The sequence below is a fragment of the Pedobacter folensis genome, from assembly GCF_056490665.1.
In genome coordinates, this window is record NZ_JBWJIF010000002.1 from 142,754 (window position 1) to 157,657 (window position 14,904).

10 protein-coding genes are annotated in these 14,904 nt (G+C 40.5%); 5 read left to right on the forward strand and 5 right to left on the reverse strand.

Annotation, left to right across the window (positions count from 1 at the left end):
* Positions 1 to 65 precede the first annotated feature (65 nt).
* A complete protein-coding gene (locus AC04QZ_RS09190) occupies positions 66 to 1,082 on the reverse strand; it encodes a LacI family DNA-binding transcriptional regulator (RefSeq protein ID WP_478357521.1) in 1,017 nt (338 codons plus the stop codon).
* Between the two features lie 265 nt (positions 1,083 to 1,347).
* On the opposite strand from AC04QZ_RS09190, the gene AC04QZ_RS09195 reads away from it, so the two are divergent.
* From AC04QZ_RS09195 to AC04QZ_RS09215, 5 genes are all read left to right on the forward strand, one after another.
* Positions 1,348 to 4,530, forward strand: a complete 3,183-nt coding sequence (locus AC04QZ_RS09195) for a SusC/RagA family TonB-linked outer membrane protein (protein WP_478357522.1) — start codon at positions 1,348 to 1,350, stop codon at positions 4,528 to 4,530.
* A gap of 21 nt (positions 4,531 to 4,551) precedes the next feature.
* Positions 4,552 to 6,348 carry a RagB/SusD family nutrient uptake outer membrane protein gene (locus tag AC04QZ_RS09200; protein ID WP_478357523.1) on the forward strand — a complete coding sequence of 599 codons (1,797 nt, stop codon included), beginning with the start codon at positions 4,552 to 4,554 and terminating at the stop codon, positions 6,346 to 6,348.
* 10 nt (positions 6,349 to 6,358) lie between these two features.
* Positions 6,359 to 7,924, forward strand: coding sequence for a DUF4957 domain-containing protein (locus AC04QZ_RS09205; protein WP_478357524.1), 1,566 nt, complete (start codon positions 6,359 to 6,361; stop codon positions 7,922 to 7,924).
* Positions 7,925 to 8,004: 80 nt separating this feature from the next.
* Positions 8,005 to 9,024 (forward strand): pectinesterase family protein, encoded by a 1,020-nt coding sequence (locus tag AC04QZ_RS09210; protein WP_478357525.1) that lies wholly within the window; start codon positions 8,005 to 8,007, stop codon positions 9,022 to 9,024.
* Positions 9,025 to 9,040: 16 nt separating this feature from the next.
* Positions 9,041 to 9,781, forward strand: a complete 741-nt coding sequence (locus tag AC04QZ_RS09215) for a rhamnogalacturonan acetylesterase (protein ID WP_478357526.1) — start codon at positions 9,041 to 9,043, stop codon at positions 9,779 to 9,781.
* A gap of 191 nt (positions 9,782 to 9,972) precedes the next feature.
* On the opposite strand, the gene AC04QZ_RS09220 is transcribed toward AC04QZ_RS09215, so the two are convergent.
* From AC04QZ_RS09220 to AC04QZ_RS09235, 4 genes are all read right to left on the reverse strand, one after another.
* Positions 9,973 to 11,598, reverse strand: a complete 1,626-nt coding sequence (locus AC04QZ_RS09220; protein ID WP_478357527.1) for an NADP-dependent glyceraldehyde-3-phosphate dehydrogenase — start codon at positions 11,596 to 11,598, stop codon at positions 9,973 to 9,975.
* Between the two features lie 116 nt (positions 11,599 to 11,714).
* Positions 11,715 to 13,154, reverse strand: a complete 1,440-nt coding sequence (locus AC04QZ_RS09225; protein ID WP_086548237.1) for an MFS transporter — start codon at positions 13,152 to 13,154, stop codon at positions 11,715 to 11,717.
* A gap of 22 nt (positions 13,155 to 13,176) precedes the next feature.
* The gene (locus AC04QZ_RS09230; RefSeq protein WP_193419254.1) at positions 13,177 to 13,839 is read right to left on the reverse strand and encodes a bifunctional 4-hydroxy-2-oxoglutarate aldolase/2-dehydro-3-deoxy-phosphogluconate aldolase; all 663 of its coding nucleotides are present in this window, start codon (positions 13,837 to 13,839) and stop codon (positions 13,177 to 13,179) included.
* Complete coding sequence (locus tag AC04QZ_RS09235) at positions 13,832 to 14,887, reverse strand: PfkB family carbohydrate kinase (protein ID WP_478357528.1); 1,056 nt, start codon at positions 14,885 to 14,887, stop codon at positions 13,832 to 13,834. The genes AC04QZ_RS09230 and AC04QZ_RS09235 overlap by 8 nt, the downstream gene beginning before the upstream one ends.
* Between the last annotated feature and the right edge of the window lie 17 nt (positions 14,888 to 14,904).

The following is a 14,904-nucleotide window of genomic DNA, read 5'->3' on the forward strand; positions in this document are numbered from 1 at the left end:
TCAGAGCGTAGCGTTCGGCGCCTAGCGATAAGTGCTTAAAACGTTAAACGCCCTGCGCCACCCGCTTAGCGCTTCGTCATCTTCACCAGTTCGGTATCTAAAACCTTGGTTTCAAATTCGGTGATAGGTCTTTTAGCTTCGATCATCGAGATTAACAGCTCGGTGGCCACCTGCCCCATTTCGAATGCGGGTTGCTTAACTGAAGTTAAGGATGGCGAAAATAATTCAACCAGATTGGAATTGGTAAAACCTGCAATTGCAATTTTATCTGCCACCTCAGGATTGGTTTTCTTCAGCGCCATAATACAGCCTGTGGTTAACCGATCGCTCGAAATAAAAATCCCGTCTGGTTGTAAGGGCAAAAGTTCTTTAACCGCCTGCTCCAGTTCTGCGCTGTGCATGCCGCCATGCTGGCAATATTTAACCAGTTCGGGTCTAAATTCGATATGATATTTAGCCAAAGCGGCTTTATAACCTTCTAACCTTTCTTTCGTTATCGAAAGGTTTTCGGAATTTGTTAAGTGGGCAATGGTTCTTTTTCCGGATAAAATAAGATGTTCTGTGGCATCAAAAGAACCTTTAAAGTTATTAGCAATGACCTTATGGGTTTCAAAATCTTTGGGCACGCGATCAAAAAATACAATGGGTAAACCCTTTGCATATAAATCTCTTAAATAATCGATATCCTGCGTTTCTGAAGAAAGTGCAATTAATAAACCGTCGATAGAACGCGATGCCAGGTGTTCTACGTTTAATTTTTCCTGCTTATACGATTCGTGACTTTGAGAAATAATAACATGATAATCTCTGTCATAAGCAATTGATTCAATGCCATTTATCACCTGAGAAAAAAAGTTATTGGCAATTTCACTTACAATAATGCCGATAGAATAACTGCGACGTTCCTTTAAACTTCTGGCAATTGGATTGGCACGGTAATTTACCTTTTCGGCATAGGCCAAAACAAGCTTTTTTGTTTCCTCACTAATTTCGTAACGGTCTCTTAAAGCCCTGGAAACTGTAGAGGTAGACAGTCCTAATGCTTTAGCAATATCTTTTATGGTAGATGTTTCAAATCTCATGTTTCGTATTGCGTACAAGTTACAAAAAATATCTCTTTAAGGGGATTCAATCACCAATATTAATAAACGTCAAAGTAACGTTTTTGGGAACGTTTGCACACTTTTTTAGTTAAATCTGGTTTCAATTGCTTTTTAGTTTGTAAAATTGTTACACCAACGTAACCAAATATAAACTAACTATAACATCCCGAAATAGAATTATATTCTATATGCAAGCGATTGCAGCATCGTAAAAAACCAAATCGTATCAACTAAATTAATCATTATGAGCAGAGTTTTACTCTTATTTACATTTCTCTCTTTTATTGGATTATCAGTGGCTCAAGCACAAAACAGGCAGCTTACTGGAACCGTGAAAGATAAAAAAGACGGACAGGTCCTGGTTGGCGTGAGTGTTTCTCTTTCCGGCACTAAAAATGGAACCAGTACCGATGCTAATGGAGTTTTCAAGATCAGCATTCCTACAAATGGTTCGGTTTTAACTTTTACCTATATCGGTTATAAAACCAAAAATGTTACGGTAACAAACGAAACGAAACTTTCAGTTACCCTGGATGAAGATGCTAACAACCTTGAAGAGGTAACCGTAAATGTTGGCTACGGCATTGTACGCAAGAAAGATTTAACTGGTGCAGTGGGTTCAGTAAGTGCTGATGTAATTGCTGCAGCGCCGGTTTCTTCTGCATTGGAGGCCATTCAGGGTCGCGTAGCCGGGATTAACATTTCATCATCAGAAGGTTCACCAGATGCACAGATTAATGTGCGCGTTAGGGGAGGTAGTTCCATTACCGGAGATAACTCGCCACTGTATATTGTTGATGGTTTCCCAGTAGCCTCGATTTCCGATATTGCGCCACAGGATATCGAATCAATAGATCTCTTAAAAGATGCATCATCAACAGCCATTTACGGGGCAAGGGGCGCTAACGGTGTAATATTGGTTACCACAAAAAACAGTAAAGATGGCAAAACGAATATTAGTTATAACGTTTTTGGTGGCACCAGAAAAATAGCGAAGAAACTGGGCGTGTTGTCGGCTTCTGATTATGTGCACTGGCAATATGAGCGTGCACTTTTAGATGGCTCACTAACAGATTACACTCAATATTTTGGAAATTATCAGGATATAGACCTGTACAATAATGTGGCAGAAAACAACTGGCAGGACCTTGTTTTTGGCCGGACCGGAACAACCTTTAACCAGAATTTAAGCATTACCGGCGGAAGCGACAAAACCAAATACAGCCTGAGCCACAGTTTGGTAAACGACAAGGCCATCATGCAGATGTCTGATTTTAAAAGACAGAACATCAACTTTAAGTTAACCCATAAACTATACAATGCGCTGGCTTTAGATTTTGGTTTCCGCTATTCCGATACCAAAACCAACGGCGGTGGTGCGAACGAACAGAATGAAAAATCATCAGCCGATTCGCGTTTAAAATACGCTATCCTGTACCCATCCTTTCCGGTTCCAGGCCTGACAGCATCAACAGATACCAATGATGAATTTAACTTATATAACCCATTGGTGGCCATTTCGGACAACGATCAGTACGTGCACCGTAAAGCCTATAACATCAACGGAGCAGCAACTTACGAAATCATCGATAACTTAAAACTACGTTCAGAAGTGGGTTACGATGGACTTAGAAATGATCAGGACCGCTTTTACGGCATTACAACTTACTATGTAAAAAACCTTGCCGATTATCCTAACCTGCCTACACTTAGTTCGATGAACACCACCAGGAATAGTTTTAGGAACACGAATACGCTTAATTATAGCTTCAGTAAAATCCTAAGTAAAAACCACAACCTAAATGTTCTATTGGGACAGGAATTTATCAAAACTGAACAGAATATTTTAACTAATGAGGTTCATGGTTTTCCAAAAACATTCACATTCGATCAAACCAGGGTATTAACCACACAAGGTAAGGCTTCTATAATAGACAACAATTTCTCGCCGGATGATAAATTATTTTCGTTTTTCGGCAGGGCCAATTACGATTATAAAGGCAAATATTTGTTAAGTGCTACATTCAGGGCAGATGGTTCTTCTAAATTTTCAAGCGAAAACCACTGGGGTTATTTCCCTTCAGTTTCAGCAGGTTGGAGAATCTCTCAGGAAGATTTTATGAATGGGACAAAATCCTGGTTAACAGATTTAAAACTAAGGGGAAGTTATGGTGCTGCAGGTAACAACAATATTCCTCCAGGGCAGATTACACAATCGTTCCAGAATTCTACCACCACCTGGATAAATGGCTTCAATAACTATTGGGCGGCATCTAAAATCATGGCAAACCCTGATTTAAAATGGGAAACAACGGTGACCAGGAACATCGGACTCGATTTTGCTTTATTTAATTCGAAAGTGACCGGTACAATTGATGCCTACTTAAATAAAACCAAAGACCTCCTGATCTTATTCCCGGTTGGGGGCACTGGTTATGATTCGCAATACCGTAACCTGGGTCAAACGCAAAACAAAGGTTTAGAATTCTCTGTAAACTGGAACGCGATAAAAGAAAAGAATTTCGATCTATCGGTAAATGCAAACATCAGCTTTAACCGCAACAAGGTAATCTCATTGGGTTCGGTTAAAAACATTAACGGTACTTCGGGATGGGCATCAACAGAAATTGGTGTAGATTATCTCGTAGAAGAAGGTGCATCTATTGGTCGTATTTACGGATATAAGAGTGCTGGCAGATATGAAGTATCTGATTTTACTGGCTACAACGCCACAACCGGCAAATGGACATTAAAGCCAGGTATTGTTGATGCGACTTCATTTGTAGGTACAGTACGTCCCGGTACCATGAAAATAGAAGATATTTCTGGCGATGGAAAGATTGATCTATCCGACCGGTCGATTATCGGTAATACCAACCCATTAAATACCGGTGGTTTCTCGCTTAATTCGAGAATTTACGATTTTGACCTTGGTGCGTATTTTAACTGGAGCTATGGAAATGACGTTTACAATGCAAATAAGATTGAATACACCTCTACCAGTAAATATGCTTCCAGAAATCTAATTTCGGCTATGGAAAGCGGACAGCGCTGGACGAATTTAAGAGCTGACGGAACAATCAGTAACGATCCGGCCGAATTAACAGCTATGAATGCAAACACCACTTTATGGTCGCCATATACCAAAACTTTCGTATTAAGTGATTGGGCTGTAGAAGATGGTTCGTTTTTGAGGTTATCTACACTAACGCTTGGATATACCCTGCCTGCACAAATATCAAATAAACTGAAAATGAAAAAATTAAGGTTTTATGCTTCTGCTTATAACCTATGGTTATGGACCAATTACAGTGGTTTCGATCCAGAGGTTTCGACGAGACGGAATACACCGCTTACACCTGGTGTTGACTACTCTGCATACCCAAGAAGTAAATCTTTCGTGTTCGGGTTAAACGTTAATTTTTAGAGACCATTTAATTTTAAGACAATGAAAAGAATTATATATGCGCTATTCATCATTACAGGAATAACATTTGTAAGTAGCTGTAAAAAAACATTAGATGCGCCATCAAAATCCTCGTTAGATGAGTCTGTTATTTTTTCTACCCCTAGCTTAGCCGAGGGTTCGGTAGCGGGCGTACTACAATCATTTGGAGAAACCAATTCGTACAGGGGCCGTTTTTTGGTGTTTTACGGACTTAACAATGATACCGAAGTATACAACACCTTAAAGTCGGTTGATGATGACAAGGCAAAACTGTCTAACTACAACTGTAATGTGAACAATGGCCAAATGAACACTACAGATAATGCATGGGCTAAATTTTACGAAGGCATTGAAAGAGCCAACCTGGCCATCAGGGGAATCAGAACCTATGGCAATATAGAGAGCAACCCGGCAATGGCGCAGATCCTAGGCGAAATTTTAACCTTAAGGGCTGTTTTATATAACGACCTGATAAAAGGCTGGGGTGATGTGCCGGCACGTTTTGAGCCCATTACTACCGCAACATCTTATTTGCCAAGAAGCGACAGGGATGTAATTTATAAACAACTGTTAGCCGATTTAAATGAAGCAGCAGGTTACCTGCCATGGCCTGGCGATAATAGCACAACCGCTAAGGTAGAGCGCGTAAACAAAGCTTTTGCAAAAGGCTTAAGGGCGCGTTTGGCATTAGCCGCAGGTGGTTATGCACAGCGCCTGGATGGAACTGTAAAATTAAGTTCCGATCCGGAATTATCACACGATAAAATGTATGCCATTGCCAAAAAAGAATGTCTGGAAATTATTGCAAGCGGTAAATTAAGATTGCTGGGCTTTGAAGAAGTTTTTAGAAAACTAAATGAGGAAACCGGTGCGGCAGGTTTAGAATCGATGTGGGAAATTCCGTTTAGCGATGGCCGTGGCCGTGTAATTTTTGACCTTGGTGTACGTCACATCAAAACAGATCAGTACACGGGTCAGAACAAGGGTGGAACAGATGGACCAAACCCGATTATGTTGTATGAATATGAAAATGAGGATGTACGCAGAGATGTAACAGTTGTACCTTACGAATGGGATGGCGGCGATGGCACTAAAGGTGCAGCGCAGGTACCATCGGCTTTAGGCCGTTTATACTTTGGCAAATACCGTTACGAGTGGATGAAAAGAAGGGTAACCGCTACTAACGATGATGGATTAAACTGGATGTATATGCGTTATGCTGATGTAGTTTTAATGGCTGCAGAGGCGGTTAACGATATCGACGGTCCAGCTGCTGCAGCCCCATATTTAAAAATGATCCGCGATAGGGCCTACCCTACAGCCCCTGCAAAGGTTACGGCTTTTATGGCTACAGCTACTGCATCCAAAGCTGCGTTTTTCGATGCTGTTGTAAACGAAAGAGCATTGGAATTTACAGGAGAAATGCTTAGAAAAGGTGACCTAATCCGCTGGAATTTACTGGGCACAAAACTGGCTGAAGCCAAAACTAAATTACAGCAACTGGAAAACAGGCAGGGTAAGTACGCGGCTTTACCGGCTAAAATTTATTACAGAACCGCGGCCAATGGCGAAACTGTAGAAATTTATGGATTAAAATTCGGTGATACCGATGCACAGGGCCTTGCTTTAGGATATACTTCAAATAAAGCCTGGACAATGGTTACCGCTGGAGAAGCTGTTTCTTACTGGAATGCCCTTTACACCAAAGACCCCAACCTGCAGCAATATTGGCCAATATGGCAGGTATTTTTAGATTCATCTAATGGAATGTTAAACAATAAGCCTTTAAACTTGTAAACCCGAGGTTATGAAAAAGATTAATAAATATGCATACACCTTCTTACTGATGGCAACAGTTTGTTTATCGGCATGTAAAGAAAATAACTTAGAAGAAATTACTAAGTTAGAGGTCGACAGGGTTTTTTCGAGCCCGGGTTTAACGGCAACCATAGTAAATAAAACCGGAGTTAAATTAACCTGGAACGCTGTACCTAATGCCACCTCTTATACCATCGAAGTATATGATAATGCGGATTTTACCGGCACCCCGGTAAAATCGATTACCAGCATTACGGCTGCACAATTACCCTATACCGTAACCGGATTAATTGGTGATACGCAATATGCCATTAGGGTAAAAGGTGTTGCACAGGGTGTTGCCGATTCCAAATGGGTTAGTACTTCTGCAAAAACAGATACCGAACAGATTTTCCAAACGGTAAACCAAACCAAAATAACAGCTACTGGTGTTGTATTAAACTGGACTCCTGGCGAAACCGCAACATCAATTACGTTAACACCTGGAAATATTACGCGTGCAGTTACTGCAGCAGAAATTGCTGCCGGAGAAGCAACCATAACAGGCTTAACCGGAGAAACGGATTACACAGCTAAATTGCTTGCCGGAACAAAAGTTAGGGGAACCGCAACTTTTACCACCCTTTATAATTTTACAGGCGCAACATTAGTAAGTCCATCCGATAATCTGGCAACACTGATTGCAAATGCCGCCGCCGGAACTGTTTTCGGTCTTGCTCCCGGTACTTATACCGTTAACGCTGATGTTATCGCATCAAAATCTATTACAATAAGGGGAACAAAACCAACTGACAGACCGATTATTAATGGTATGGTTCTTAGAATAAAGGCTAATGCAGGTTTAACAATTAAAGATGTGGTATTAGATGGTACCGGATCGCTAAATGGAAATCAAACTTTTATCTATGATGAAGCTTCTGATAATGCTTATGGTAATTTCGTGCTCGAAAACTCTGTTGTCAAAAACTATACTAAAGGGCTTTTCTACGTAAACCTAAAAACCCTTATCGAATCGGTAACCTTTAAAGGAAATGTGATTAGCAACATAGAATGTAATGGTGGTGATTTTATCGATTTTAGATCGGGTTTAGCCAAAACATTAAGTTTTACTAACAATACGGTGTATGCATCTGCTTTGGCTAGAGACTTTTTTAGAATGGACCCTACAGGCTCTACCAATTTCCCTACCATAACATCAGTTATAACCGTTGCTACCAATACCCTCAATGGGATTAGCAATGGCGCGGGCAATAGATTGTTTTATGTTCGCCTGGCTAAACATGAAATTTACTTTTCGAAAAACATTGTGGCCAATTCTGGCGGTATTTTAACCAATCAGGCTTTAACAAATATTGTAGCAGCCAATTTTACGGCGAATAACTACTTTGCTGCACCTACCTTCATTTCAGGTAGCGTAACTGCTGGTGCCAAATACGATACAGGAACCGCTACGACATTAAATCCAGGTTTTACTTCACCTGCAACTGGCAATTTTACCATTAGCCAGTCAGATTTAAGAACCAATGGGATCGGCGATCCTAGATGGAGATTGTAATTTTATGAATTGATTTTTAAGGCAGAACTCGTTTCTGCCTTTTTTTGTTGAAATTTATACGAAAGAATTATTGTAATCAAATGGTGAAATCAACCATAGTCTGTATAGCCGCTACCTTGCTTTTATATCTTGGCATTTGCTCAAAAGTTTTTGCCCAGGATCCTAAATACCCATCGCTTATAACTGTGGCGCAAGATGGCAGCGGGAATTACAAAACCATCCAGGAGGCCATCAATTCGGTGAGGGATTTAGGTGAAAAAGAAGTTAGAATTCAGGTTAAAAACGGCACATACAAAGAGAAGCTGATTATTCCATCATGGAAAATTAAGATCTCCATTATCGGAGAAAAGGCCGAAAATACCATCATAACCTTTGATGATTATTCGGGGAAACCAAACCCGATGGGTAAAGATATTTTTGGCCTTCCCAAATTCAGCACCTATACTTCATTTACCGTATTGGTTCAGGGCAACGATATCCATCTCGAAAACTTAACCATTATCAATTCAGCTGGGCGTGTTGGACAAGCTGTTGCCTTACATGTAGAAGGTGATCGTTTTGTAGCCAAAAACTGTAGATTTCTGGGCAATCAGGATACCCTTTATGCCGGAATCGAAAATAGCCGCCAATACTATCAGGGCTGTTATATCGAAGGCACAACCGATTTTATTTTCGGTAAAGCAACAGTCGTGTTTCAAAATTGTACCATCAAAAGTTTAAGCGATTCTTATGTTACCGCAGCCTCCACTTCAGCGCAGCAAAAATTCGGATTTGTTTTTATAAATTGTAAGCTCATTGCAGATCCGGCCGTAACCAAAGCTTATCTCGGCAGGCCCTGGCGACCTTATGCAAAAACGGTATTCATGACCTGCGATCTGGGGAAACATATTTTACGCGAAGGCTGGAATCCATGGAAAGGCGATCTCATGTTCCCAAATAAAGAACTGACCGTTTTTTATGCAGAATATAAAAATAAGGGAGATGGCGCCTCGCCCAAAACGAGATTGCCCTGGACAAAACAGCTAACAGATAAAGAAGCAAAAACCTACACTTTAAAAAATATACTTGGCGGAGCGGATCAATGGAATCCCCTGCAGTAATAGATCAATATAAAACATGAAAACGAATTTCTTTAAAATTTTAGCTGCCGGAACATTAGTTGTTTTACTGTCTTTTACCCTCATCCAAAAGAAAACTAAACTCTACATTATTGGCGATTCTACTGCCGCCAACAAGGAAGAAAAGGCCTATCCCGAAACGGGCTGGGGGATGGCACTACAATCTTATTTTAAAACCGATGTTGCGGTTGATAACCGGGCCTTAAACGGCAGGAGTACAAAATCGTTCAGGGCAGAAAAACGTTGGGACCCGATATTGGCCCAGTTAAATCCTGGTGACTATGTTTTTATCGAATTTGGTCACAACGATGAGAAAGTTGACAAACCAATAGTTGGTGTATCTTTAGCTGATTTCAAAATCAATCTGGTTAATTATGTCAATGAGACCAGAAGCAAAAAAGCCTTCCCGGTTTTACTTACACCAATTTCGCGCAGGAGTTTTAAAAATGGCGTATTAATCGATTCGCATGGCGATTATCCACGGATTACCCGTCAGGTAGCCGATTCGTTAAATGTTCCTTTAATTGATATGCTGGTAAAAACGGAAAGTTTGTTAAACCGCCTGGGCGAGGAGCCCTCTATTAAGTTATTTAACCATGTTGATTCGGGCAATGTAAATTACCCAAATGGCAAAAAAGACAATACACATTTAAGTCCGGAGGGAGCCAAACAGGTAGCAGGTTTGGTGGTGAAGGGGATAAAGGAATTAAAGTTGAGTTTGGTGAAGAGTTTGAAGTAAAATACGGTGGGTATCGTCCTCGTTTGCAACGAGGATGTATGAGAATAGCGATTATATCGCCTACAATACCCGGCATTACAAATGCGGCCCACAGTAATCCTCGTTACAAACGAGGACTATAACACATGATAAAAAGCCGCAAATTCAGAGATTTTAATCTGCGAATCTGCGGCTTAGTTTCTATAATTTAATTAGAAAATATACTTCGTACTTAAGAAGTTCGAATCATCTCCTTTAACAATTTCATTCAATAACTTTTTATTATCGTCAGTAAATTTGGTGGCCACCAAAGAACGGATCGAGAACGAACGCAAGGCATCCACTACAGAAAGTGTTCCTTCCGCACTGTCTTTACGGCCCGTAAAAGGGAAAGCATCTGGTCCGCGTTGGCATTGGCAGTTGATGTTAACACGACTCACCTGGTTAACCAAAGGATCAATCAATGAAGAAATTACCGCTGCATTATTACTAAAAATACTCACCTGCTGGCCGTGTGGCGAACCGATTAAATATTCGATAGGCTCTTCCAGATCATCAAACGGAACAACAGGAACAATCGGACCAAACTGCTCTTCGCGGTATAGTTTCATATTGCTGTTTACCGGATACATAATGGCCGGATAAACGAAAGTTTCTAAGGTTTGTCCGCCATTTTTGTTGATCACTTTAGCGCCGTGTGAAACCGCATCATCAATACATTCCTTTAAATATTCAGGTTTATTCAGCTCAGGCAGCGGTGTCAGGTTAACGCCTTTTTCCCAAGGCATACCAAATTTCAGTTTTTCTACTTCGGCAGATAAACGTTTTAAAAATTCCTGCGCTAAACTGCGGTGAACATAAACGATTTTAATCGCGGTACAACGTTGACCGTTAAAAGAAAGTGAGCCCAATACGGTTTCAGAAACCGCCAGATCAAGATCTGCATCTTTAGTGATGATCGCCGCATTTTTGGCATCTAAACCTAAAATTGCCCTTAAACGGTTTACTTTAGGGTGGAGTTTTTTCAGTTCGTTGGCTACTTTACTAGAGCCGATTAAGGTAAGCACATTAATTTTTCCTGATTTCATTAAGCCGGGAACGATGGTATTGCCACGACCATAAATCGTATTTACAACGCCCTTAGGGAAACTGGAACGGAAAGCCTCTAATAAAGGGTAGTGCAATAAAGTACCATGTTTAGGTGGTTTGAATAAAAGCGTATTGCCCATAATCAAAGCCGGGATGAGTGTTGTAAAAGTCTCGTTTAATGGATAATTGAACGGCCCCATACAAAGCACCACACCTAGCGGAGAACGGCGTACCTGAGCCACAATACCCTGCTCTATTTCGAAACGTGATGACTGTCTGTCAATATCTTTCAGCGCATCGATAGTTGCATAGATATATTCTACTGTACGGTCGAATTCTTTAACCGAATCGGCATACGATTTACCGATCTCCCACATAATTAATTTCGCAACAATTTCCTTTTGCTCAATCATTTTACGGGTGAAGTTTTCTACGCAGGTAATCCGGTCGGCAACACTCATGGTTGGCCATTGCCCGCGACCATTATCATAAGCGGCTACGGCTGCATCTAAAGCTTCTGTCGACTCTTTCTCTGTGCAAACAGGGAAACTACCGATACGCTTTCGTTTTAAGCCTTCAGGGGTTTTTACGCATACCGGAGAAAACACTTCATTAAATGGTCCATTCCATGGTTTCATTTCTCCATTGGAAAGAAACTCCTTTTGATTGATTTCTTCCGTGAGCCTAAATTCATCTGGAATCTGGCTCTCTTCAACGAAAATACTTTCGAGGTTTAGCGATGTACTCAATTTAGTTTGTTTGTTAGGGTTAAATTAATGTTAAGTCTATAGTTTAAGTATAGATTTATTGTTGTAAAAAAGCTGAAGATCAGGATTGGTTTATCCCTAAGCCTCAGCTTTTCAAATTATTTTAGTTCGATAACTTTATATTTTGGTACTAAGGTTTTCATTACTGTCCAGCCGATAAGGTAACATACCGCACAGATGGAGAAAATAATAAAATAACCTGCTTCTTCACCTTTAAAGCCCATAAAAACAATCTCGTTTTTGCCCGTATAATCAAACAATAAACCTGATCCTTTATTGATAATGAAAGAGCCTAATCCACCTGCCATACCGCCAATACCGGTAATAGTAGCAATCGCCTTTTTAGGGAACATATCGCCTACTGTTGAAAATATATTGGCCGACCATGCCTGGTGCGCCGCACCTGCAATTCCGATAATGATTACCGGGATCCAATAGGTAATGTGTCCCAAAGGTTGTGCTGCCAAGGCTAAAAGCGGAAAAAATGCAAAGATCAACATCGCTTTCATTCTGCCTTCGTATGGGTTCATACCTTTTTTATCAACGAAATAGGTTGGTAACCATCCCCCAATAATAGATAGTAGGGTAATCATGTAAAGCACAAATAAAGGAAGCGCACTTTGCGTAGAATCCATGCCATAAACCGATTTTAGGTAAGCCGGGGTCCAGAATAAAAAGAACCACCACACGCCATCAGTCATAAATTTACCAAAAGCAAAAGCCCAGGTTTGTTTGTATTTAAAACAGTCGATAAACGAAACTTTTTCTTTGGTTTCTTCTACGTAATCAGCCAGTTTACGATCGTTGATCACATCCTGCTGAATATAAGCCAATTCCTCAGGGCTAACCCTTTTATGTAATTCAGGCTTGTTGTACACAAAAATCCATAGGCCCATCCACACAAAACCCAGTGCACCGATAATAATGAATGCCATTTCCCATCCATAAGCTTTTGCAATAAAAGGAATGGTAATTGGTGCAGCTAGTGCGCCAACAGTAGCGCCTGCATTGAAAATACTGGTTGCAAATGCCCTGTCCTTTTTAGGGAAGTATTCGGCAGTAGCTTTAATCGCAGCCGGAAAATTTCCTGCCTCTCCAACAGCCAATACAAAACGGGCAAAAATAAATAAGGTAACACTTACCGAAACAATTAATCCGGTATCGTTCACGCGGGCAATTACATCTTTAGCACCCTCAAATCCTACAAACCAGTTTCCATTGATGATCCCGGCAGTTGCAATCCCACAAAAAGCATGTAAACAGGCTCCAACAGACCAAACGCCTATCGCCCATAAAAATCCTTTTTTGGTATCCATTTTATCAACAAAACGACCTGCAAAAAGCATCGAGATGGCGTAGAAAATAGAGAACAAGGCTGTAATATTTCCATAATCATTATTATCCCAATGAAATTCTGGTTTAATAAAATCTGTCCAGGTTAAAGAAAGTACCTGTCTATCTAAATAATTTATGGTCGTAGCTAGAAATAACAGCAAACATATGGTCCATCTGTATTTGCTTGTTTTGGGTTGGTTCATTTGGTTAGGGTGTGTTAAATTTTTATTTGCTTTGCTGAATCAGGTCAAGCGCTAATTTTGTATTGTCGAATAACTCTTCGTAAAGACCTTTGCTCATCACGTCTTTACTGATTAATTTGCTGCCCATACCAACGGCACAAACACCAGATTTAAACCAGGTTTTTAAATTATCGGCATTAATTTCTACACCACCGGTTGGCATAAACAGCTGTCCGGCGAAAAGATCTTTAATGGATGAAATAAATTCAGGGCCTAAAATATTAGCAGGGAAAATTTTGATCAGCATGGCTTTGTGCTCTTGCGCAACGCTAATTTCAGTCGGCGTCATACAGCCCGGGATCCAAAGCATACCGATTTTGTTGGCAATTTCGGCAACTGCCGGATTTACGATTGGTGCCACGATGAAATCTGTTCCAGCCTCAATAAAAGCATTTGCATCTGCAGGCGTTTTAATGGTTCCAATACCTAAATAAAGATCAGGCATTTCTGCATCGCGGATTTCTTTTAACTTTTTAAAGTTCGGCAGTGCTGATTTACCGCGGTTGGTGTATTCGAAAACCCGAACACCGGCTTTATACAAAGTGCGTAATATTTCTACACTACCCGATTCGCTATCCTGGTAAAAAAGGGGTAACATGCCCTGCTCTAAAATGGCATCTAAAATTTTGTGCTTGTTGCTAATCATTGCGTATAATTCTTTTTTCTATATCGGCTACCGTACTGGTTGTCGCATCGCTTGGAATATATAATTTATCGTATGCTGCTGCGGTGGCAAAATTTAAAGTTTCTCTGGCCGATAACTGGTTATAAAAACCGTATATCAGACCGGCCATAAAACAATCGCCACTGCCCACTTTATCTAAAATTTCTTCTGAAACATATTCTTCTGAAACCGTTAATTCATCAGCGGTATAAATAGCAGTATAATACCTGATACCTTTGCCATGATCGAACCTGAAGGTATTTGCAACCGCTTTACATGCCGGAAACAAACTTAATATTTCTTTAGAAGTATCGGTTGCCTGTTGCAGTAACGTTTCCTTTGCATAACCCTCGGTTGGTATTAAATCTTCGTGAAGTGCAGTACCCAACATTTTGTTCGCCGCCCACACATTACCCATAATCAGCGTACAATATTGAGCGAGTTCTGGTAAAACATCAATCGGGTCTTTACCATATTTCCAAAGCTTGGCACGATAGTTTAAATCCAGCGAAATGGTAATATTTTTCGCACTGGCTACTTTTAATGCCTCTAAACAAACATCGGCAATAGATTGATTAATTGCCGGGCATATGGCACTAAAATGAAACCAGCTCACACCTTCAAAAACTTCATCCCAGTTAATCTGTCCAACCTTTAAATCAGCATAGGCCGAATTTGCCCTGTCGTAAATTACACCTGCATTTTTTAGGTCTTTCCCTTTCGGAAGATAATATAAACCCAAACGCTCGCCGTGATAAACCATTGGCGTGGTATCGATGTTCCTCGCATCCAGATAATCAACAATTTCACGTGTTACCGAATTATCAGGCACAGCCGATAGGTAAGTTGAAGGAACATTCCAAAGTGCCAGTGCCGTTGCTACATTCAGCTCGGCCCCGCCAACATAAAATGGTAGTTTATTTTCTTTTAACCATTGCCCGTCCATATCCGGACAGATGCGTAAAAGTATTTCACCAAAGCTTAAAACTTTTTCTCCTTTTTTTGATGAAGCGAATATTTGGGTGCTCATTTTTGTGTATCATCGGC